General features: G+C 60.8%; 15 protein-coding genes. 6 read left to right on the top strand and 9 right to left on the bottom strand.

Features of this window, described 5'->3' with window-relative positions; translation table 11 throughout:
• The first annotated feature begins 43 nt into the window (after positions 1 to 43).
• Positions 44 to 667, top strand: a complete 624-nt coding sequence (locus HG800_RS11600) for a DUF1990 family protein (RefSeq protein WP_169976772.1) — start codon at positions 44 to 46, stop codon at positions 665 to 667.
• Position 668: 1 nt separating this feature from the next.
• Positions 669 to 1379: a DUF1990 family protein gene (locus tag HG800_RS11605; RefSeq protein WP_169976773.1), complete on the top strand. Its 711-nt coding sequence runs from the start codon at positions 669 to 671 to the stop codon at positions 1377 to 1379.
• A gap of 83 nt (positions 1380 to 1462) precedes the next feature.
• Here the strand turns inward: HG800_RS11605 and HG800_RS11610 are convergent, their stop codons facing one another.
• The 3 genes from HG800_RS11610 to HG800_RS11620 form a co-directional block, all read right to left on the bottom strand.
• A complete protein-coding gene (locus HG800_RS11610; RefSeq protein ID WP_206352221.1) occupies positions 1463 to 1726 on the bottom strand; it encodes a hypothetical protein in 264 nt (87 codons plus the stop codon).
• A gap of 75 nt (positions 1727 to 1801) precedes the next feature.
• The gene (locus HG800_RS11615) at positions 1802 to 2233 is read right to left on the bottom strand and encodes a hypothetical protein (protein WP_169976774.1); all 432 of its coding nucleotides are present in this window, start codon (positions 2231 to 2233) and stop codon (positions 1802 to 1804) included.
• The gene (locus HG800_RS11620; protein WP_169976775.1) at positions 2217 to 3221 is read right to left on the bottom strand and encodes a DUF1559 family PulG-like putative transporter; all 1005 of its coding nucleotides are present in this window, start codon (positions 3219 to 3221) and stop codon (positions 2217 to 2219) included. Before HG800_RS11620 ends, HG800_RS11615 begins: the two co-directional genes overlap by 17 nt.
• Before the next feature lie 422 nt (positions 3222 to 3643).
• Here HG800_RS11620 and HG800_RS11625 point away from each other — a divergent pair, with 422 nt between their 5' ends.
• Positions 3644 to 4348: a PEP-CTERM sorting domain-containing protein gene (locus HG800_RS11625; RefSeq protein ID WP_169976776.1), complete on the top strand. Its 705-nt coding sequence runs from the start codon at positions 3644 to 3646 to the stop codon at positions 4346 to 4348.
• Positions 4349 to 4477: 129 nt separating this feature from the next.
• Here the strand turns inward: HG800_RS11625 and HG800_RS11630 are convergent, their stop codons facing one another.
• The 3 genes from HG800_RS11630 to HG800_RS11640 form a co-directional block, all read right to left on the bottom strand.
• Positions 4478 to 5770 (bottom strand): DUF1501 domain-containing protein, encoded by a 1293-nt coding sequence (locus tag HG800_RS11630; protein WP_169976777.1) that lies wholly within the window; start codon positions 5768 to 5770, stop codon positions 4478 to 4480.
• 32 nt (positions 5771 to 5802) lie between these two features.
• Positions 5803 to 8793 carry a DUF1553 domain-containing protein gene (locus HG800_RS11635; protein WP_169976778.1) on the bottom strand — a complete coding sequence of 997 codons (2991 nt, stop codon included), beginning with the start codon at positions 8791 to 8793 and terminating at the stop codon, positions 5803 to 5805.
• Between the two features lie 112 nt (positions 8794 to 8905).
• Complete coding sequence (locus tag HG800_RS11640) at positions 8906 to 11521, bottom strand: heavy metal translocating P-type ATPase (protein WP_169976779.1); 2616 nt, start codon at positions 11519 to 11521, stop codon at positions 8906 to 8908.
• A 642-nt stretch (positions 11522 to 12163) separates the two neighbouring features.
• Here HG800_RS11640 and ribF point away from each other — a divergent pair.
• A complete protein-coding gene (gene ribF / locus HG800_RS11645; protein ID WP_169976780.1) occupies positions 12164 to 13105 on the top strand; it encodes a riboflavin biosynthesis protein RibF in 942 nt (313 codons plus the stop codon).
• A 24-nt stretch (positions 13106 to 13129) separates the two neighbouring features.
• Here the strand turns inward: ribF and HG800_RS11650 are convergent, their stop codons facing one another.
• Entirely contained in the window at positions 13130 to 14365 is a 1236-nt protein-coding gene (locus tag HG800_RS11650) for a glycosyltransferase (RefSeq protein ID WP_169976781.1), read from the bottom strand.
• A gap of 168 nt (positions 14366 to 14533) precedes the next feature.
• Positions 14534 to 15547: an SDR family oxidoreductase gene (locus HG800_RS11655; RefSeq protein WP_169976782.1), complete on the bottom strand. Its 1014-nt coding sequence runs from the start codon at positions 15545 to 15547 to the stop codon at positions 14534 to 14536.
• Between the two features lie 438 nt (positions 15548 to 15985).
• Here HG800_RS11655 and HG800_RS11660 point away from each other — a divergent pair, with 438 nt between their 5' ends.
• Together HG800_RS11660 and HG800_RS11665 are read left to right on the top strand one after the other, a co-directional pair.
• Complete coding sequence (locus HG800_RS11660; protein WP_169976783.1) at positions 15986 to 16720, top strand: GDSL-type esterase/lipase family protein; 735 nt, start codon at positions 15986 to 15988, stop codon at positions 16718 to 16720.
• Positions 16721 to 16976: 256 nt separating this feature from the next.
• Positions 16977 to 17882 carry a PP2C family protein-serine/threonine phosphatase gene (locus tag HG800_RS11665; protein ID WP_169976784.1) on the top strand — a complete coding sequence of 302 codons (906 nt, stop codon included), beginning with the start codon at positions 16977 to 16979 and terminating at the stop codon, positions 17880 to 17882.
• Here HG800_RS11665 and HG800_RS11670 read toward each other — a convergent pair.
• Positions 17861 to 20575, bottom strand: a complete 2715-nt coding sequence (locus HG800_RS11670) for a Kelch repeat-containing protein (RefSeq protein WP_169976785.1) — start codon at positions 20573 to 20575, stop codon at positions 17861 to 17863. The genes HG800_RS11665 and HG800_RS11670 overlap by 22 nt on opposite strands.
• Positions 20576 to 20578 lie beyond the last annotated feature (3 nt).

The raw sequence follows: 20578 nt of genomic DNA on the forward strand, positions 1-20578 counted from the left end.
GGGAGAGCAAGATGTCTCGACTTCCCCCACCGGAGACCCGATCGTGTTTCGCCTGACTCAGGCTCAACCTGATGGGCAGGGCCTGGTGTTCGCCTCGCAAGGCTACGGTCCCTTGCTGCAGCGCGAATACGTTGCCGTGATCGAGGGATCAGACTGCTCGCCCGAGGAGGTCGCCGATCGGGTCCGGACCGACTTTGTGACGTTTGCACCGAGGGAGACGGCCCGTTTCAAGTGCCGATCGCACGAGGAAGGCGAACCTTTGAAGGTGGGCGATGTGCTCGACATCACGCTTTCCCTTGTGGGCGCGTGCCGCGTCAAGGTCGTCCACGTCGACGATCGCAGCCTCACGTTACGGACAATGGAAGGTCATCCCGAAGTGGGCAGGATCACGTTCGTCGCTGATCGAGACGATCAGGGGCGGCAGCGATTCGGCATTATGAGCCGAACCCGGGCAAACGGCCTCACAAACTTTGCCGGGTTCTTGCTGATGGGCAAGCAGATGCAGGCACGTTGCTGGATCAATTTCATCGGCAATCTGGCCGAGGCATGCAACGGGCGAGTGCTTGGTGCTGTCAAGGTCCGCACGAGAGCCGTGGAGGAGACTCCCGCCGATCGCCCTGGTGGTCCGGATGAGCCGACCTGTTCCACCAGGGTCGAGGGTCATTAACATGGCGCAGCCGCACGCGCCCTGGCCCTGGCGATTCGGCCGGGGCTGGTCGGAGTCTGAGTTGCGAACAATGCTCAGCGAACTGGCTCACCGACCAGTGAATTTCGACAGTCCGCCTGAGCAGATGACTGTCGATCATGGGTGGACAGTCGACGGCTCACACGACAGCCTAGGTTTCGAACCCGAAGGCCCCCCCCTGCCCAGGAGCCTGTATGCTCGTGCTCGGGAGGGACTACTCCATTATGATTTCTCGGACCCGTCGATCGTGGAAGGGCACTTTGACCCGGAGGTCAACCCGTTGGGTCGAGATATGTTGCTGGAACTGAAAGTCCTTGGTTTCCGGTTTCTCGGAGGCTGCCGGGTCACTCATCTTCGAGAGGAAACTGATGAGGGAATCACTGCCTTCGGGTTTCGCTACGACACCCTGGCCGGACACATCGAGCGTGGCTTTGAGTGGTTTTTGCTTACCAAGGATCATCAGACTGGCGAGGTCCACTTCCGGATCGAAGCTCACTGGAAACTCGGTGATTTCCCGAACTGGTGGAGCCGGCTCGGATTCCGGATTCTTGGCGAACGATATCGCCATCGCTGGCGACTTCGGGCTCCGGATCGGCTTCGAACGCTCGCAAAATACTCGGGTTCCCCATCGCACTTCGAGGCGGGAATGCTCGCCCATCGAGGCAATCTAGCCCCGCGACGCAGCTCAGATTGATCATTTGAGTGACAAAGAAGCACAGATGACGGAGGAGCCAGGAAGAGGCTCCCCCGAGCGTCACTCGTCAACGCACAGTCACACTATTGTGAGCCGTGAAGCTTGACCATTTTGTTATAAACACCCATAAGCATAATCGTCGAGGGCCATAGTCCGACGAAAAGCGCGGCATTGCGGTGCCCAGCAAGACGAAGGCCGAGCGACAGCCCAACCGCACCAAAGGCAGTGGCAAGGTAGACCCCAGACGGAACCATGCTGGTGTAATGTTCGATCGCCTTGGTCAGATAACCCTCTTCATGCTGATGGGCATGAACACTCATCTCGAATTCAGCGCGAGGTGCGACCATGTTTTCGGGACCTCCAGCAACGAGAGAAATGGACTCAAGTAGACCAAAGACTTGTGAGCAATCCTGGTGCCATGATCACGAGGATTGATCACCCTGGCCCAATGTTTTTGGAGAAGGCAAGGGACGGGATTTGAGGCGATCAATGTCTGCAGCAGTCGGTTCCTGAGCGTCGCGTAGCGCATAGGCGCGACTCCGAGCTCGTTCCCAGTCGCCGGCCCGACCGGCTGTGACGATCGCGTCAAACGCAGCCTCCTCGGCACCGCGAAGTGCCCCTTGAGCACGGAGTGCGTCGATTTCTTCGGCCAGTGATTCGAGCAACACGGGATCGCTCACCGATGTTGCGGTCGCGAGGCGAAGAATCAGTTCTCGATGCTCCGGTTCGACCTGTGGAGGAGCGCACCCTCCCGCAAGCAGCACAAGCGCAATCAATGTAACGGTGGCGATCGTTCCCGGTTGGGTCTGTATGGGAGAGACCCAGCAGGAATCGCACTCAGAATTCGTCGGCACTGACGACCTCCCCTCCTCGGATGGTGGCCATTGCCGCCCAGGCACGTTGATTACAGGTTTCCTTGACGAACCGCACACTCCCATCACCAAACAAGATATTGCATCCACCGGGATGCTCAGCGTACATCTGGCAGACGTGTGCAGAACGGGCATTCGGCGGGTGAATGACAAGATCCTCTCCCACCGAGGGCCCGCTGTGGGACAGGACCAGCGTGGCGGCGTAGTCACAATCGGAGAAGGCAAACTGAGGGGTTGGGCAGACCACTGCACCAGGGACCACGCCCACCCAGGTTTTGTCACTCAGGATGGACGAGTGCTCACCCATGAAGGTGGTATAGGAAAGACCGTCGCGAATGTCAGCAATCGTGGTTTTCGAGTTGCGGAAGAAGGGGCCATCGGCAACACGGCGCTGGTCCTCGATGGTATAGCCCCAGGCCTCATCACGGCCGGAATTGAGGACGTAGTGCGATCGTGAAAACCGAGCCAGAACCGCGCCGGGCTGGTCGAGCACGTCGAACTGTCGACTCGTGTCACTGACCGATGGACAGAGAAAGGTGTCGAGCGAGGTCGTCGTGCCGGTGAGATTCTCCGGAAAATGACAGGGGAGGTCGACATTCAAGGCCTGAGCAAGCGGTTGCTGCTCCATGAATGCGAGCAAGGTCGTTCCATACCCCCATCCGGGTCCGGTATCGAGCGTGGCGGGATCAGGAACGCCATGAACCCCTCCGCCTCCGGGAAGTGTTAGATAGCCCGGCGGAAAACATCCAAAGGCCGACTCGTAATGATGCATTCCGAGTCCGATTTGCTTGAGGTTGTTCGTGCATTGCGCTCGTCGTGCCGCCTCGCGAGCGGACTGCACTGCTGGTAAGAGCAGGGCAATCAAGATCCCGATGATGGCAATGACCACGAGCAATTCGATCAAGGTAAATCCCGAGCGCGTGACCGGCTCTTGCAAACCCATCACCCCTCGACGACGAAGTGCGTTCATCAGATGAGTCCAGCTCAAGAAAGATGTCTCTACGGCGTCGAGTGGACTTCAAACCTCCGGAAGTCGATCCACCTGCGTCATGTCGCAGGTTGGATCTGGAGAGTTCAGTGGCAACCCGCCGGCAACGTCACTCGGCAACCGCTCCTGCGCAAAGCTCTCAGCGAACTGTCATCATACCCCGTTTCTCAGAAACGAAAAGAGAATTTTTTTGGAGTCCCAAAATTCGTTTTGGACACTCCGTGCTAAGATTGAGATTCTACTCTCAATGACACATGCCCCCTCAACGGAGGGTTATTAATAAAACGAGATTGCGAAGAAAACTTCTCTGGACAGAAGCAAGACGTTTTGAGAAGAACATCATCGCACCGATTTTTCGCCTCTGGCGAGAATCAATTGTGTTCCAGGTATCTCAGGAGCCAAGGATGAGCACCCTGATGGAGAAGCGGTTGCGGAATGATTGCATCAGGACCGCGATGACGGTGTTGATGGCGAGCCTGTTTCTGGGAGAACAGGCCGAAGGAGCGGTGATTCGCTCACGGGTTGAGCAGCGGTTGGTGACCTACTCGACCAGCACCACGTTGGGAAACGCGGGGGAACCACCGGTTACGTTGCTTGAGTTCAATGGAGTCGGCAGCATCTCAACTCCCGAGGCACCAGGGGGCATGTTCTCCATGCCAGGAGTCTTTTCGCTTGGCACCTTTACGACCAAGGCGGTTCCTTCGGGAATGAGTGTGTTGCTGGATCGTTTTCCCTTCTCGATCACCTTGAATCTGTTTGGAAATTCACCTGATCGTTCGGTCGTTTCCCAGATCGCGATCAACGGGACTCTGGACGGTGTGCTGTCAACAGCACCGGGAACAGGTCTGATCGCATCCGTGTCGTCGGTTTCGCAAATTGGCACGCCGATTGGGACCCCGCCGTTCCGGGTCGAGGATTTGCAAATCCTCGCACCTCAATTCATCATGCCTGCCGGGTCGTCGCCGTCGATGAACACACCCATCTTTGGGTATGTCAACGCGCAGGTTCCCGAGCCGACCGCGTTGGCGACACTTGGGGTGGGCATCGCCGTGTGGCTGCTCCGTCGTAAGCAGCAGGCACGACGGGTCAGAATGGAGGTGACAGCCTGACTGTCCAGTCAGGTGTGATTGCATTGATACGAAGGGTTCGTTGTCGATGTGAACGCCCGACCCTCAGTGGCAGGTTCGGGCGTTTCTTGGTGGCGACCGGGCGAACCCCACGACACCCAATCAGATCGCTCAGGTAAAAAGCTTGCGAATCGGTCGACCGCCATCCGTGATGGGAACCGGACGGGGTCCACCGGACAGAATGGTCTCGGGATTGATTCCAAGTGCCGCGTGAATGGTGGCATGAACGTCGGGGATGGAAACCGGGTGGTCGAGGATTGTCTTCGAGAGGTCGTCGGTGGAGCCGAAGGCGCCGTGATGACGTAATCCGCCACCGGCAAGAACGATCGAAAATGCAGCGCCTTGATGACCGCGTCCACCCCCGGCGTCGAAGCCGGCGGGACGGCCGAACTCGCTGGCGACGACGATCAAGGTCGAGTCGAGCATCTGCTTGCGTTCGAGATCGAGGATCAAGGACGACAGTGCCGAATCGAGTTCTTGAATCAAAAGGTGCTGCTTCAACTGACCTTCGTTATGGGTATCCCAGCCCGTTCCATTGAGAAAGCCGAGGTTGTGGGACACCTCGACGAACCGAACACCCGATTCGACGAGCCGTCGGGCGAGCAAACAGCGCTGACCGAACTCACCGCCGTAGGATTCCCGGAGTTCGCTTGGTTCCCGATCGAGTTGGAACACCTCGGTAAATCGAGGTCCGGTATATTTCAAACTCTCGGCCACGGCGCGATCATACCTGGCCAGCGGTGCTTCGAGTTGGGAATTCTGACGAAGGACGCCGAGGAGCCGTTCTCGATGCCGCTGCCGATCGTCGGTGACGGTCTCAGGACGTTGGAAACCAGCCGGACCGGATCGGGTCTCGGTTAGGTAGACGTATCCGGCATCTGGCCCGAGAAAGCCAGGCCCTCGGCTGACGTTGGGAAAGCCGATCAGGACATAGGGGGGGACGCCCTCGTGGGAAGCTCCTCGCAGGTGGGCAACGACCGAGCCGATCGACGGGTACGTCAAGGTTCCGATCGTCGGGCGGCCGGTGTGCACGAGGTTGGTCGCGGCGGCGTGCTCGTCGATCATCTCATGATGGACCGTGCGGAGCGCCGTCACGCGGTCCATCACGCGGGCGGTTCGTTCGAGAAACCGACAAACGCGGACACCGGGCACGACGGTTGGAATCGACTCGTAGGCGGAGCCGGGGATGCGTTCCCTGGGATCACCAATCGCTTTCGGGTCAAAGGTGTCGATCTGGGCCATTCCCCCGGCAAGCCAGAGGAAAATGCAATGCTCGGCGGATCCTCGGGGAGCGGTATCGAGTGTGGCTCGTGCCGAAGCTCCCGGCATGATCGCGGCGGAGATCGCCCCGGCAGAAGAGACAAGGAATGATCGGCGGTCGAGCGCCGGGAGGGTCGAAGGCATGGGGAGGGAATCTCCTCGGTCAAAGCAACCGATCAGGGCATGAACAAAAATTCGGGAGCGTTGATCAGGGACCAAAGGACATCTTCGAGCCGACGGCGCCAATCGGGGTCGAGTCGATTTGAGGGAGGGTCACCGCTGCGGGCCTCGGCTTCCCGCTGTCGCTGGATGGTGTCGGCCTCCTCGGTGAGATGGTTGGACCAGGAGACGTAGCGGGGGGGAGTGGGAGTCCGGACCGAGGCTCGGCTTGGAGTGGGCCGAGGTTGGACAACGCGAGTGTCATAGTTGGGGGTCAAGTAAGAGACAAATTCCTCTCGCTCCTCGGTTGAGGGGAGTCGGGTGAAGACGCGGAGAAAAAGTCGATCAACGAGCGTAGTGACCGGTTGATCTTCGAGTGCAAGGGCGGTGATGCCGTGGTCGTCTGAGAGCCGAGTCAGCCAGACTCCCGCGGTGCCGTTCGCGAGGATCGCCGGTTGCAGGACATTTGGCGAGGAGTCTCGGACGGTCAGCGGAGACTGTCGGGTTGGTCGCCAGCCGAACGCCTGAAGGAGATCGACAACCGCCTGGACGCGAGGCAAAGTCAGGCTCGGCCGATCCCGTTCGTTCGAGGTCGAGGCGAATTGCCAGGCCCGTTTGGGAACGCCGAGGCTAATGGAACTGACGATCGGCCGACCACCATCAACATCGAGGTTGATCTCCTCCGTCTTGAGCGGCTTGCCCGTGGCGAGAAACAAGGAATCGACAATCTGTTCGGCCGAGAGCCGACGCCGTGAAGCGCTCGCAAAGGTCGGGTCAGGTTGCAGGAGGTCGGGATCGGCAGCTCGTTGATAGGCGTGAGACTGAAGGATCAATCGAATCGGATGTTTCAGGTCGTACCCACCTCGGACGAGTTCCCGAGCGAGGTAATCGAGCAATTCGGGGTGGGACACCTCGGCCTTTTCCCAATCGTCGACGGGATCAACGAGCCCTCTGCCCATCAGTCGGGCCCAGATCCGGTTGACGATGACCTGGGCAAAACGCTCATTTTCAGGGGTGGTGATGAGTGCGGCGAGGCGATCGCGAGGCCTTGCGTCGCTCGGCAGCCAGGATGGTGACATGTCCGCCGCAATCAGTCTGGGGAACGGCCAGGCGGGGGTGACCTCGGCGCCGGGCTCCAACGTAACCTCGATCAATGGCGGTCGCCCCAGGGCGTGGAGGGCATCGTTCGGGACACTGCTGGTGCGGGGGACAGTGATCGGTTCCTCGGCGAGCATGGCGGCAAGGGAAAACAGTTGTTCCTGTGTCCATTCATGAGCCGGGGCGTCGTGGCAGCGAGCGCAGGTCATGTTGATCCCGAGAAAGGCAGAACCAAGGATGATCCCTTTCTCGGCCATTGGAACATCGTTTTCCGAGGCCATCCCGAAGCCGGCGGGTCCGCCGTCGCGAAGGCTCCCCCCCATTCGAATCAGTTCGGTGACGAACTGATCGACTGGACGATTGTCACGCATAGCCTCAACGATCCACCACCGAAAGGGACCGGTGTTGTTGAGCGTCGGGTTCAGGATATTTGGATTCTCGGCGAGGACGTCTTGCCAGTAGGCGACCCAGTGATCGGCCCATCGGGGGTCGTCGAGCAGGCGGTCGATGGCCAGGGAACGCCGAGTGCTGGGTGGATCGTCAAGAAAGCGGGAGATTTCGTCCTCGGTCGGAATCAGGCCGACGGTGTCGAGCGTCAGGCGACGGAGAAAGGCGAGGTCGTCGGCGGGTGGAGTAAACGGTTTCGGGGCTGATCGTGAGGCCCAGGAGGCTCCCTCGTGAATCCAGGTTCGAAGAAGGTCGATCTCGGTCTCGCCGAGTGGAGGCCCGGTCGGTGGCATGCGATCGAGATCGTCGGCGCTGGAGATGCGGAGGATTAGTTCGCTCTCGTCAGGATCACTGGGAACGACGGCCGGGAAGGTGGAGTCGCCTCCTGCCAGGGCTCCCGCTTCGGTGTCGAGCCGGAGGCCGCCACGAACGGTTTGCCCCTGGTGACACGAGAAACACCGGGCAGCGAGGATCGGTTGGACCTCGGTCGGGAAGTCAATGGTGCCGGTGTTTGAAGCGAGGGCTGACGAGGCCAGATGAGTCACGGCGAGGAAGTGGTCGATCGGGTTCGACGCGGGGTAGCCGGGTGGGCAATCGGGGATGGTGGGCTCGGGCGTGGACTCAAGCCACCTTCGGGCATGGTCGCGGCGCGCGTTCCACTCGTGAGCGTGATTCCGGAAAGCCATCGCCCGGTGTTCCGCGTCGAGCAGGGTGAGTCGAGCTTCCTCTGCCTCGACGAAGGTGGCCCAACTCTCGTCGGTGTACGGGATCGCAAGCTCGGGATCGGGTGAGAGTACCTGGAACGACTGCGAACCCTCGGGAGACCAGGCCACGACGGTCTCTCCCGGTTCGAGTCGCAGCGGATTGGATCCTCGACGGCCGCCGATGATCGATTCAAGAAGGACGCGATGCGCTCCGCCAACGGTTTCGATCGTCGTCCAGTTCTCGCGGTTCCCGGGAGGAGCAAAGCGGAAATCGGGGCTGAGGTTGAGGAAATCGTGAGGAATCGGCGAATGGCCATCGGTGATGGGAGGCGGAAACGGAGTCGTCAACAGCACCTTGCCATCGATCGAAAGGCGAGACGCTCCCCGAGCCCGGAGCAAGATGCGGTGGCGTCCTGCCGGCAAGGTAACGACGGCAGTCGCCCGGATCAGGAGGGGATTGGCACGGTCGGCTCGAATTCCGGTCTCGACGTACCGATGGGGCAGTCGGAAGATGCCAAAGGCAGGGACCTCGTACTGCTCCGAGGGATCGGGATGACCGGAAGGCCATTCACGGGTTTCAGGAATCCCCTCCTCGCATAACTCGACCCTCACGAGATCCAGGGGTTTCCTAGCGACACCAGCGAGAAGGGTATTCGGATCGTCTCCCAGGGCTGCATTGAAGCCAACGATCCCCAGGGCGATGCCGCCTATCATCAGCGGGAGCAGGACGTGTCGCCCGAATCGCAAGGGTTTTCTCATCCGATCGATTCCCAGGGAGGGCGTTGGGCCGGAACAGAGGGGGATTCGCACCGTATAGGGTACTCGAGCGATCGCCCACAGTCACCCAAAGGGTCCTTGAGCGCCGAAACCCTCAAAGCCTTGCCCAGTTGATCAAGCGAGCCCGCGTGACGACCGTGATCGAGCTGAGCGACATGGCCAACGCCGCGAACATGGGTCCATACGTGCCGAACAGGCCGAAGGCCGCGACCGGAATGCCGACGGCGTTGTAAAAAAAGGCCCAGAACAAATTCTGGCGGATCGCCCGCAACGTGGCCCTTCCCAACGCCAGGGCTCGTGGAACACCCCGCAAATCGCCGGTCGCGATGACGACATCGGCCGCAGCCTTGGCAACATCGGTTCCGGAACCGAGCGCGATCCCCACATCAGCCGCAGCGAGGGCGGGGGCGTCGTTGATGCCGTCGCCGACCATTGCCACGCGACGCTCGCGAGTGCTCGCGTTCCCACCATCCCCGGGCTGCTCAAGACGAAGGGACGCGACTCGGTCGGCCTTTTGATCAGGAAGCACTCGTGCAAAAACATGATCATGTTCAATGCCGACTTCCTCGGCCACGGCTTTGGCTGTAGCAGAGTGATCGCCGGTCAGGAGGTACACCTCGGCTCCCTGGTCGCGAAGTGCGGCGATCGCCTCCCGAGCGTAAGGTTTGGGAGCATCAGTCAAGGTAATCGAGCCGGCATAAGTTCCATCCACGGCAACGAGAACGATGATTCGACCCTGACTCAAGTCACCCTGCTCTGGTACGGAGACGCCTTCCTGATCGAGAAACGCCGGCGACCCGACGAGCACGCGAGCGCCATTCACCGTGGCCGCAACGCCTCCTCCTCGAACAGCCCGAAACTGCTCGACCCTGGCGGATCCGGCATACTCGGCGAGTGCGTGGGCAAGCGGATGCTCGCTGCCTCGTTCGGCGGCACCGGCGATCTGGAGCAAACGGTCGCGCTGCCAGCCAGGTTGTGGGATGACCTCGGCGAGAGTCGGCTTCCCCTCGGTCACCGTGCCGGTCTTATCGAGCACGACGGCCCGGATCCGGTCCATCCGTTCGAAGGCCGAGGCATCGCGCACAAGCAAGCCCTCGCGGGCCCCCCTGCCCGTTGCCACCGCTACCGCCACGGGCGTGGCCAGCCCCAGGGCACAAGGGCAGGCGATGATCAGGACCGCCGCGGCGTTGAGGATACCAAATCGCCAGTCGTTGCCGATCGTTCCCCAGCCGAGAAGTGTCAGGACAGCAATGGTGAGTACAACTGGCACGAAGACCGAGGAGATCCGGTCGGCCAGGCGCTGAACCCCGGCCTTCGAGCCCTGAGCCTCTCGGACAAGAGTGACGATCTGTTCCAGGACACTGTCCTTACCCAGCCGAGTGGCCCGGACGAGGATCGTGCCCTCGGCATTGCGTGAGGCCCCCGCCACCCGGTCGCCGGGGGACTTGGAGACGGGCATCGACTCGCCGGTGAGCATTGACTCGTCGACATCCGAAGCTCCCTCGATCACTTCGCCATCGACCGGGATCGACTCGCCAGGACGGACGCGGACGATGTCTCCGAGCGAGACCTGGGAGAGCGGCACGTCGTCCTCGCGTCCACCCTCGCGGACGATCCGGGCAGTTTTGGGGGCGAGGTCGAGCAAGCGCTCGATGGCCTGCCCGGCGGCCCCTTTCGAACGCGCTTCCAGGAACGAGCCGAGGGTGATGAGCGTAAGGATGATCCCGGAGTCCATAAAGAAATGTGCCTGCATGTGATCACCAATGAGAAGGTGATACAGGCTGTAGATGAAGGCCGTCGAGGTCCCCAGAGCGATCAGGGTATCCATGTTGGTCGAACCGTGCCGAAGCCGGTCGATGGCGCCTCGGATGTAGGGCCCTCCCAGAAACACCTGAAGAATCGTCGCCGGCACGAGCATGGCCCAGCCGATCCAGAGGGCATGTTGCCAGGCCCCGCCGATGAGCATCGGACCCAAACCGAGGATGATCAACGGGGTTACGAAGACGATGCCCACAACCAATCGGCGACGCCAGGAGGCGATCCGGTCCTTCCGCTCCCGGCGCATGGCGGCGGCGGCCTGAGTCGGGTCGGCGCGACGGTCAATCGGACGGGCCACGTAACCGGCCTCGGAGACGGCTCGTTCGAGCGATCGAAGGTCGAACTCGGCGGGGTCGATGCGGATCGAGGCTCGCTCGGTGGCCAGGTTCACCCGAGCCTCGCTCACTCCGGGAACCCTGGACAGGGCGTTCTCCACGCGACCCACGCAACTGGCGCAATGCATGCCTGAGATGGCCAGCTCCTGGTTTGAGCCGGTCGAGGCCGGCTCCGTCGCTCGGGCTCCCCGACCCTGGGGCACGATTCCGATCGAGACGAGCGGCTGATCCAACTGTCGAGGAGATGGTTTGTCAGGGTCAAGATTGTCGTCACCGGCGTCCTGATCGCTGGTCTCGGCGTCCTCAACCGGCTGATCGGAACCTGAAGGCGATTCGATCTCGGCCGAGTAACCCGCTCTGGCAACGGCCGATTGTAAACCCTCATGATCGACCCATCCCGGCATCACACGGACCTGGGCCGTCCCCGAGTTCAGATGAACCTGGGCCGATCGCACGCCCGGAACTGCTTCGATGGTCGTTCGAACGGTCCGGACGCAGTGATCACAGGTCATGCCCGTGATCGTCATGCGTAAGGTCGTCCCATCGGGTTCGGTCATGACTCCTCCAAGGATTCTTGGCCCGAGTGCGCTCCCCTGTCCTCCTCCATGCTGATCGGTCTTGAAGGGAAAAGCACTCTGTGAGGTTCGGGGCCTGGACGCATGACTCAGATTTGCGGTTTCGCCAAGGGGGTCTGAGGTCGGTTCTCACAACCCTCTTGCCTTCATAATCCAAACACGAGTGACGAGGTTGACTCCGAGACAGTCTCGTAATCAAGGCGATGCAACATCAGGACCCAAACCCGTCTCCTGGCTCAATGACGGATTGAGCTAAGCCCGGGAGATCAAGGCAATCTGCATCGTGGGTTCGACCGAATTGCTGGACGATCCGATCAACGTGGGGGGGAGGCTCGGGTCTCGGTGGTTGACCAACCACTCCAACACTTGCCCTCCTTATTATTGCGGATACTCGGGACGCTGAACCAGCGTTGATCGGAAAAACGGCATGAACGATTCGCACGGCCACCTTGCGCGGCATTGACCCGTTGGAACTCGGCTCGCGATAATACCCATCCCTCGACCCACGACGGTTCAATCCTTCCTGTGCTCCGGCGGATCGATGACCTGTGTTATGCATCCGCCGCCCTGGCCCCCTTTGTGATCGGCATTGCCTGCCGTTTCCGTAACGAGGACCAACGGTTGGTGATCACCCTTGAGAATTTGCAGCCCGTCCCTGATGCCCTGCGTCGATCAGTGCTCTCAATCGGGAATTTTGACGGCGTTCATCGCGGCCATGCCGATCTGATCGGCAGACTGCGGTTGATGGCCGATGCGCTGAAGGCCCCGGCCATCGCGATCACCTTCGACCCGCACCCAATCGCCGTGCTTCGCCCCGATCAGGCCCCTGCACCGCTGAGCTGGACCGATCGCAAAGCGGCGTTGCTGAAACAGATCGGGGTCGATGCAGTCGCTATCTTCAAGACTGGCCCCTGGTTGCTCGGACTCACGGCCCGAGCGTTCTTCGAACGGGTCATCCTGGATCAATTCGACGCTGCCGGGCTGGTCGAGGGTCCGACGTTCGGCTTCGGACGGGATCGCGTGGGAACGGTCGAGACGCTTGATGACTGGTGCGCCGAGGCGGGCCTCCGGTTCGAGATCGCGGCTCCGTCGGAGCAGGACGGGAGGATTGTATCCTCAACTCGCATCCGTCACGCCTTGCTCGACGGCCTCGCCCACGAGGCTGCCGGGTTGCTCGGCCGTCCTCATCGCCTCCGGGGAACAGTCGTTCGGGGAGAGGGTCGAGGGCGCACCATCGGCTTTCCGACGGCGAACCTGGGCGGGATCGACACGCTCATCCCAGCCGATGGCGTGTACGCGACCCTGGCCTATCTTGACGGCAGCCCCGAGCCAATCCCCTCGGCCACGCACATCGGCCCCAATGCGACGTTCGGCGCGGAGATGAGAACGGTTGAGGCGCACTTGCTCGATTTTGAGGCGAACCTTTACGGCCGTCGGATCGAGCTCGACCTGCTCGCCCGCCTCCGCCCGTCGCAGGCCTTCCACGGGCTTGAGGCGCTGCTGGCCCAGATGGAATGCGATGTGGCTGAGGCCCGCAAGGTGATCGCCGGGCATCGGCTCCTTTGAGCGAGGATTCGGACATTGATCCGATCAGCTTCGTACTGAGCCGATTCGGTCCGGGGTATCAATCAAGATCGATTGCCCTCTCACAAGCGTCCCGGAATCGATCCGAAGTTGTCTGGAATCACCGGAAGAGGACGATTCGGAACGCTCCAGGAAGCCCGTCAGGGTTTCGACGATCGTTCGTGCCACCCGATCCCATCGGTAGTGAGCGTCGAGCGGTTCTTGAGGAATGGCAATCGGCGAGGCTCGACGGAGTTTCTGCCAGGCCTGATCCACGGTGCTAGGTTCGGACGGGTCGAAGAAGTGGATCCCTGGTGTGTCAAATTCACGGAGGGCGCTGTTGTAGCTGGCCAGCACGGGGGTTCCGTGGCGGAGCGAGTCGAGCACCGGAAAACCGAATCCTTCGTAGAGCGACGGATAGATGGACCAGCCGACGGTTCGATAGAGGCGGCAGAGTTCTCGATCGGGCACGACGCCGAGAAACCGGACCCGACGGCCTCGGGGGAGGCGTCGGTACTTCTCCAGAGCCTTGCGTGAGGTGAGCCAACCCAGCGGTCCGACCCACCAGAGTTCGGCCCCATCGGGCAAGGCGTCGGAATCGCGAAACCAGTCGAGCAGGAAGAACGGATTCTTGCGAGGTTCGAGCGTCGAAACGACCAGACCGACATTCGGACGTCGCTCCGGCGTGCTGTCGTCGCAGTGGGATTCGACGCAGAGGCTCGGCCCCGAGTGGGCGACGACAATCCGGTGTTGCGGGAAGGGGGTCAGCCAGCCCGCGTCGGCCTTGGTGGCATGCGAGACGGCCAGAGCACAGTCGGACGAGAGCAGGCTCTTGGCGAAGAAGCCACGGAACATCCCCCGCGTTTTCTCGGAATGCGTCCAGGGGACGACGAGCGGGGTGAAGTCGTGCAGGATGCTCATCTCGACCGGGAAGAGCTTCTCGACAGGCCTTAGGCAGCCGAAGAGCCCGGCGCTTCGAGCGGGAGGAGTCCCGAGCGGCTCGCGACGGCTCGACCAGATCCATCGGCCGAGCGATCCGAGATCCTGGTCGAGGTTCGGGTCCAGTTCCCCGTTGAGGATCAGTTCCTTCCCGTTCGAGAAGAATCGCAAGGGCACGAGACGAGCCAGAGACAGCACGACGCGAGCCGTGTAGCGACCGATTCCGGTCAAATGCCGATCGGCCAGTGGGTTGGCATCGACGTATAGCGTGAATCCAGAATCGGCCGCAGCCCCGGCCTCCAAGCGATTCGGGGTCTCATCCATGATGCTTCCCGTCCGATTCGATTTTCCGAGGAGAACCTATCCGGGACGTTCATACGCCCTTGATCCCCCTTTAGACTCGCCCAAGCGAGACAATCGGTCAACCGCGATCGGCGCCCGCCTGCAGGAGTTTCCGGCCCTTCGACCCGGATGCCGTTCCTCGGCTCGGGGTCAGGACGACGACAAGCGCGACCACGCCAGACCGGCCGCCACGACACCAACGAGTGCGAGACCGCCGAGAATCGCGTTACGATGAATGGAACACTGAAGCTCCCAACGGGGATTTATTGCCTGAGCGTTAAATGCCCCGTGGGCTCCCCGGTCGCCGGGGAGCGGCTCCCAAAGGTTGTGCGGTTGGTCCGGTGCCTGTGGTTCGTCCCCCATTTGGGAGTCGTATCCGTACCGGCTCAGGTACCAGTCACCTACGGCTGGGACGAGTTTGTTCCCGAGAATCACCTGGTAGGTCGGCACTCCGACAAACAACTCGCGGCGGTTGTGATCCGAGGCCCAGAGAATTGCCTCGGCGGCGATTTCAGGCTGGTAAATTGGAGGGACCGGCTGTCCCTTGCGCGGAAGTCGGCTTTTTACCCAGCGAAACTGTGGCGTGTTCATTGCAGGCAGTTGGATCGAGGTCACGCGCACGCGACTTCGTTCGTGCAACAGTTCGGCCCGAAGCGAGTCATTGAAGCCCTGGATCGCATGCTTCGCGGCACAGTATGCCGACTGGAGCGGAATTCCCCGATAAGCAAGGGCTGATCCGACCTGAATGATCTTCCCCCGATCTCTGGGTTTCATCCGTTTCAAGGCTGCAAGGGTTCCGTGAACATACCCCAGATAGGTCACCTCGGTCACCCTGCGAAAATCCTCGGGGGTGATTTCGAGGATGGGGGAAAAGACCGAGACCATGGCGTTGTTGACCCAGACGTCGATCGGCCCCAGTTCGCGCTCGACGGCCTCGGCTGCGTTCTCGACCGCCTGGGCATCAGCCACGTCGCAGGGAAGCACCAGAGCCTGCCCTCCCCGCCGCTCAACCTCCCGCCGGGTCGCCTCCAGCCCGTCCCGACCCCGGGCAATCAGGCCGATGCGGGCACCTCGATCCGCAAAGGCTCGCGACGTAGCGCGACCCACCCCGGCCGAGGCGCCGGTGATCACAACGACAGGCGGGTTCGTTCCAATGCGTGTCATGATGTCCCCTGAATCATTTCTCGGTATCGCTCAACCGAAGCGTTTACGAGGTAAAACATCTTTGGATTTCGTTGAATTCAATTCCGAACGATTCCTTGAACCAAGCAAGCGTCTTCCTTGCATTCATCAAGGACATCTTTAGTTTGGCATTGCAGAAACCAGAAGCGCTCGGGGATGATTGCGAGCAAGTGGCGTGCCCGAATTCGTTCGTCCGACCGCAAGTGTGGCCATCTCCGTTCCTCCTCTGGCTCGATCTGGCGAGGCCATAGGAGAGGTCTTTTCGCCTTGCCGACGGTCGAAAGGTTCTGAAACCGATTCGGTCAATCCGTGGCCAGCGTGATCGAGTCGAAGTCGTACGGACACTCAGCAATTGTTGCTGGTCGGTTTGTTCACGGAAGATCGTCGGCGTTCCGACCCTTCGTGGAGGTTCTTCTGATCATGGCGCGTTCCTTGCATCGACTTCGATCCGTCTGCCTCCTGGTGCCCGTGCTGGGAGTGATGATCTGGATCTCGCCGACCTGGGACTCACTTCGAGCAGAGGATGCCCCTCCAGATCCGGACCCCACACGGTTCGCCAGTGACATTGAGGCGTTCGAGCAAGGCGATCGAGCTAGTCCTCCCGAACCCTCGTCCATCCTCTTTCTGGGAAGTTCGAGCATCAAGCTCTGGGATCTGAATGTTTGGTTTCCTGAGCAAACGCTCCTGAATCGAGGATTTGGCGGATCGCAACTCTCAGACGTGATTCACTATGCGGATCGCCTCATCACTCCGTCGCGTCCTCGATTGGTCATCGTTTATGCGGGAGACAACGACATTGCGGAGGGGAAGTCACCAGAGCGCGTACTGAAGGATTTTCTCACGCTCTCGAGCCGCATCCGAACGCTCTCGCCGAACGCCTCAATCGTATTTCTCTCGATCAAACCGAGTCTTGCCCGAAAAGATCACTGGCCGTCCATGCGTCACGCGAATAGACTCATCAACGAGGCCTGCGACATGAGTGCTCACCTCCATTTTCTCGATGTCGCCAGTCCGATGCTCGACGCCCTGGGAGCCATGAGGCCTGAACTTTATGACTCCGACGGTTTGCATCTGAACAACGACGGATACGCGATTTGGGCCGAGCGGCTTGCTCCCGTTCTTCAACGATTTCTCGACAATTCGTCGGCCCGTTAGGAACGAAAACGCGACACTGCGGAATGAGGTCGATTCGGTCCGCTCACAGAATCTCATCGAGGGCAGGACGGCCTGATCGATACCGCAGAACCTCGCATCGAATTCAACCGTGTCACGATCACCCCGTGTTTCGGCTCTGAAAGATTCCCTTGCGTTCCCACCAATTCCTGACAGAATCCGCTTGAACCGTTCTGTTGATGAGAGGTCGAGCGACGTTGCTCACCGCGTCGGGGAACGGAATGGGAAACCAAATCAGATGGATACAACGGACCCGAAGATCCTGGACACGGGAGACTTTCCCTCGGTTCCCCCAGCGTTGCCACCGCGAATCGAGGTCATCTCGTCAGCTCGGAGCGATGTCGGCAAGGTCCGACGAAACAATGAAGACCACTATTTGGTCGCCCGTCTTCGCCGCTCAATCGACATCGACGCTACGAATCTCGATTCCTTACGGCTTCCTCTGCTCCGCGAGGAAGCCGGACACCTGCTTGCCGTTGCCGATGGCATGGGCGGCATGGCGTCAGGAGAAGACGCCAGCTTCCTGGCCATCAGTGCCGGGTTGGAGTTGCTCCGAGACGCGGCCAAGTGGCACCTGGACGTCTCGGGACCAAATGAGATTGAGGAACTCGTTGCCACGTGCCGGAGTTACATTCAGCAGATAAACCAGCGGGTTTACACCCAGGCCTCCCAGGATGCCTCAAAGGAAGGGATGGGCACTACGCTCTCCGTTGCTTACAGCGTTGGACTTCGACTCTTTGTGGTTCATGTGGGAGATTCCCGTGTCTACCTCGCACACGGCGGAACCCTGCAGCAGATCACCCGAGATCATACGGTCGCACAAGACCTGGCCACGACCGGTCGGATTACACAATCGGAAGTCAAGTCGCATCGCATGCGAAATGTCTTGACCAACTACATCGGATCGCCCGACCAGGGGATCGAGGCCGAGATTCACCGGCTCGAATTGCATCCCGGTGACCGGCTCCTGCTCTGCAGCGACGGTCTGAGCGATCAGGTTGAGGATGCCGAAATCGCTCAGATCCTCGCGAGTGCATCCGAGCCGAAGGCCGCGTGCGACCGTCTGGTCGACGCGGCCTTGAAAGCCGGAGGGCGAGACAACATCACCGTCATCGTGGCCGATTACCGAGTGGAGTCGTCCTGAGCCTGGTCGAGGCTGGGGAGGCCAACGGGCGTGTTGGCACTCGCACTTGCCTTGAGCGTCGTCTGCTCGAACGGTTGAGGTGCCATCAGTACGAAGCGAGCCTGCTGAGGATCGTTGGCATCAATTCCGAACAGGAGCAACCGATCCCGAACGGTCATGAGCCGGAGCGCGTTGACCGCGATCGGAAGTTCCTCAATCATCGTGCTCCAGGTCCCCGATTCAGGGTCGTAGACTTCGATCGAGCGGGCCGGTTCGAAGTGGCCGGACGAACCTGCCGCAAAGCCTCCTCCCATATAAAGCTTTCCGTCGAGCACGACCAGATCGGCAAAGACGCGAGGTTGGCTGGGAGACGGAATCGTCTGCCACGCTTTCGTCTCGAAGTTGAACACATCGACCACATCGACCAGCGTCTGGTCGTCTCCCAGGCCACCGACCAGATAATAGTTCCCGTCCAGAACCGCCCCGGCGAAGGATCGACGGGCCCTCGGGATCTGATGCTCGGTCACCTCAAATGTGCTGTCTTCGGCCTCAACGTCCCAGCGAAGCACCTCGGTCGGGAACCCGCGGTTTTGCGCTTCGGGACGGGGGTCAAAGATGCTTCCGCCGAAGACCCAGATTGCGCCGTCATGGACCGCTGCGCCGAACATTCCGCGATCGTCGGGAATCGACGCCTTAAGGGATTCCCAGGTTGACTCCGACGCCTGACGCCGAACCACCGATCCGAGAGTTCGAACTACCTCCCCATCGTCCGCGATTCCGCCCAGGACGTAGGTATCGAGCTGCCTGCCATCAGGAACTGAAACGACCACACTGGACTGCCGGGCCGAGGGCAAGGCCCCAATCGGTTCGGCTCGTGTTCCATCCAAACGAATAGTGAAGACCTCATCCGTCAGCAGTTCTGACTTGAAATCGTGAGGGTTGGCGCTTCGATTTCCTCCGGCAAGCAGCACCTGAGACCCGACCATGCTGACGGCGTGCGATTGCACCGCCGCTCCCGGAAGTTCGACCGTCCAGGTCACCAGGTCCATCGCCGAGGTGGTGCCATCGAGCGGGATCGACTCGATGAATCGCACGGGCACTCCCGCGAAGTTGCCGCCGACAATCAAGGCGTCTTCGTCGATTCCGGGCAAGAGCCGATGAGTGATCCGGGGGACCGCCTGTTCGGCGATTGCCTCCCACGAATCGGCTGTCTCGGTGAGACGGTAAACCGTGCCATTGCCACCGCTCGCAAGCAGTCGGCCGCCGAGACTGAAGGCCGAGGGAGCAAACCCCTGAATCGGCTCGCCAGGCAGTTCCGGCCCTTGCATCCAGGACTGATCTTCAGGGTCGAAGACAACCACCTCTCGGGTGGTGTCACCATTCTCCAGCAGACCGCCCACCACGAAGATCTTGCCATCATGCGCGGCGACCGCCAGCGCTCGCCGAGGTGTCGGTAGCGAGGGCAACACCTCCCAGCCAGCTTCGGGGTTGGTCAGATCGAGACGCAATGCATCATCAAGAAAGTACGCTCCGTTCGAGTCTCCCCCCGTCATCGACCAGCCACCGACGACGTAGAGGTAATCTCCCAGCACTGCGGCGTCGTGCGTGGATCGGGGTTCCGGCAGCGGAGGAAGATCGGTCCACTCGCTCGTCTCGGGATCAAAGCGAGCCACCTCATCCACAGAAATCAGATCGTGCGGTGATCCCTCCTCATTTCGGGCCAGCATGCCACCCACCCGAATGAGTTTGCCGTCATGAGCAACCAGCGCAACTCCCTGAAGGGCGGTGCCACAAGGCAGCTCTTCCCAGGTCGTCCGGTCTCGAAGGTCGAGCCGATAGAAGTGAGGGTTCGTGGTGCCGGTGTGGTAACGATGAGTCGTCCCTGTGTGACCACTATATACATAAAGAGAATCACCCACGACCGCACCGCCGAAGCTGTTGATCGGCTCGGGGATCAAAGCAAAGGGTCTGGACAATCGGCAGGTATCAGCCACGGCCTTGGTGTCCTGGGAGACAAGGATCGGCGTGACCATGAGGGTCGCATAGTGGCGCGATTCCGGATAGGGAGTGCCGTCCAGTTCGCCCGCGGTTCCATCAATCCATTTGGCAAGCAAACCAGCACGCCCGTCGGCCAAATCAGGACAACGAACACGCCCCTGGTCGTCGGCAATCAAGGTGCGGTCATTACCATCCTCATGATACACCTTGACCTCGGCGCGGGCAGCAGGTTCCCCGTTGAAGCGGACCTGAATGAGGGCCGGTTCTTCAGCGTCCACCAGCCAACTCATCCGAAGACCTTCACCCGCTTCGACGGTTCCGGTAGGGAGCGGTCCGAGCTGCAGGCGCGTTGTATACATGAGCCGGAAGGTCGACTCCCCCCGGTTCATGATGCCGAACTCCAGCTCACCGTCGACGACTCGGGGAAGGTTTTCGGGCAACTGGACGAAGTCGGAGTCCTCTCCTCGATTCAGTGAGAGCGGTTTGCCCTCGATCGAGTAGGTGGCCGAGTCCAGATACTTCAAAAACATCGGCAGATCGGGAACCGTTTGATCGGCGAAGAAGGCGTGGGCGACGACCGAGCCATCCTCTTCCCGTTCGCCGGAGATCCAGAGGAAATGGGCCGAGGACGGCTGGCCTAGCCCGAAAAGGGAGAGGCTCGCGACGGCCGCACACAGGCCTCGCAATCGAACGCATCGAGGCGCTGATCGTTTCATGGG

Source organism: Tautonia rosea (assembly GCF_012958305.1).
GTDB lineage: Bacteria > Planctomycetota > Planctomycetia > Isosphaerales > Isosphaeraceae > Tautonia > Tautonia rosea.

Bases quoted from the DNA above. Each gene is read 5' to 3' on its own strand.
- HG800_RS11605 (WP_169976773.1), top strand. From the start codon at position 669: ATGGCGCAGCCGCACGCGCCCTGGCCCTGGCGATTCGGCCGGGGCTGG.
- HG800_RS11630 (WP_169976777.1), bottom strand. From the start codon at position 5,770: ATGCCTTCGACCCTCCCGGCGCTCGACCGCCGATCATTCCTTGTCTCT.
- HG800_RS11625 (WP_169976776.1), top strand. From the start codon at position 3,644: ATGAGCACCCTGATGGAGAAGCGGTTGCGGAATGATTGCATCAGGACC.
- HG800_RS11670 (WP_169976785.1), bottom strand. From the start codon at position 20,575: ATGAAACGATCAGCGCCTCGATGCGTTCGATTGCGAGGCCTGTGTGCG.
- HG800_RS11650 (WP_169976781.1), bottom strand. From the start codon at position 14,365: ATGGATGAGACCCCGAATCGCTTGGAGGCCGGGGCTGCGGCCGATTCT.
- HG800_RS11635 (WP_169976778.1), bottom strand. From the start codon at position 8,793: ATGAGAAAACCCTTGCGATTCGGGCGACACGTCCTGCTCCCGCTGATG.
- HG800_RS11610 (WP_206352221.1), bottom strand. From the start codon at position 1,726: ATGGTCGCACCTCGCGCTGAATTCGAGATGAGTGTTCATGCCCATCAG.
- HG800_RS11620 (WP_169976775.1), bottom strand. From the start codon at position 3,221: ATGAACGCACTTCGTCGTCGAGGGGTGATGGGTTTGCAAGAGCCGGTC.
- HG800_RS11655 (WP_169976782.1), bottom strand. From the start codon at position 15,547: ATGACACGCATTGGAACGAACCCGCCTGTCGTTGTGATCACCGGCGCC.
- HG800_RS11640 (WP_169976779.1), bottom strand. From the start codon at position 11,521: ATGACCGAACCCGATGGGACGACCTTACGCATGACGATCACGGGCATG.
- HG800_RS11660 (WP_169976783.1), top strand. From the start codon at position 15,986: ATGGCGCGTTCCTTGCATCGACTTCGATCCGTCTGCCTCCTGGTGCCC.
- HG800_RS11665 (WP_169976784.1), top strand. From the start codon at position 16,977: ATGGATACAACGGACCCGAAGATCCTGGACACGGGAGACTTTCCCTCG.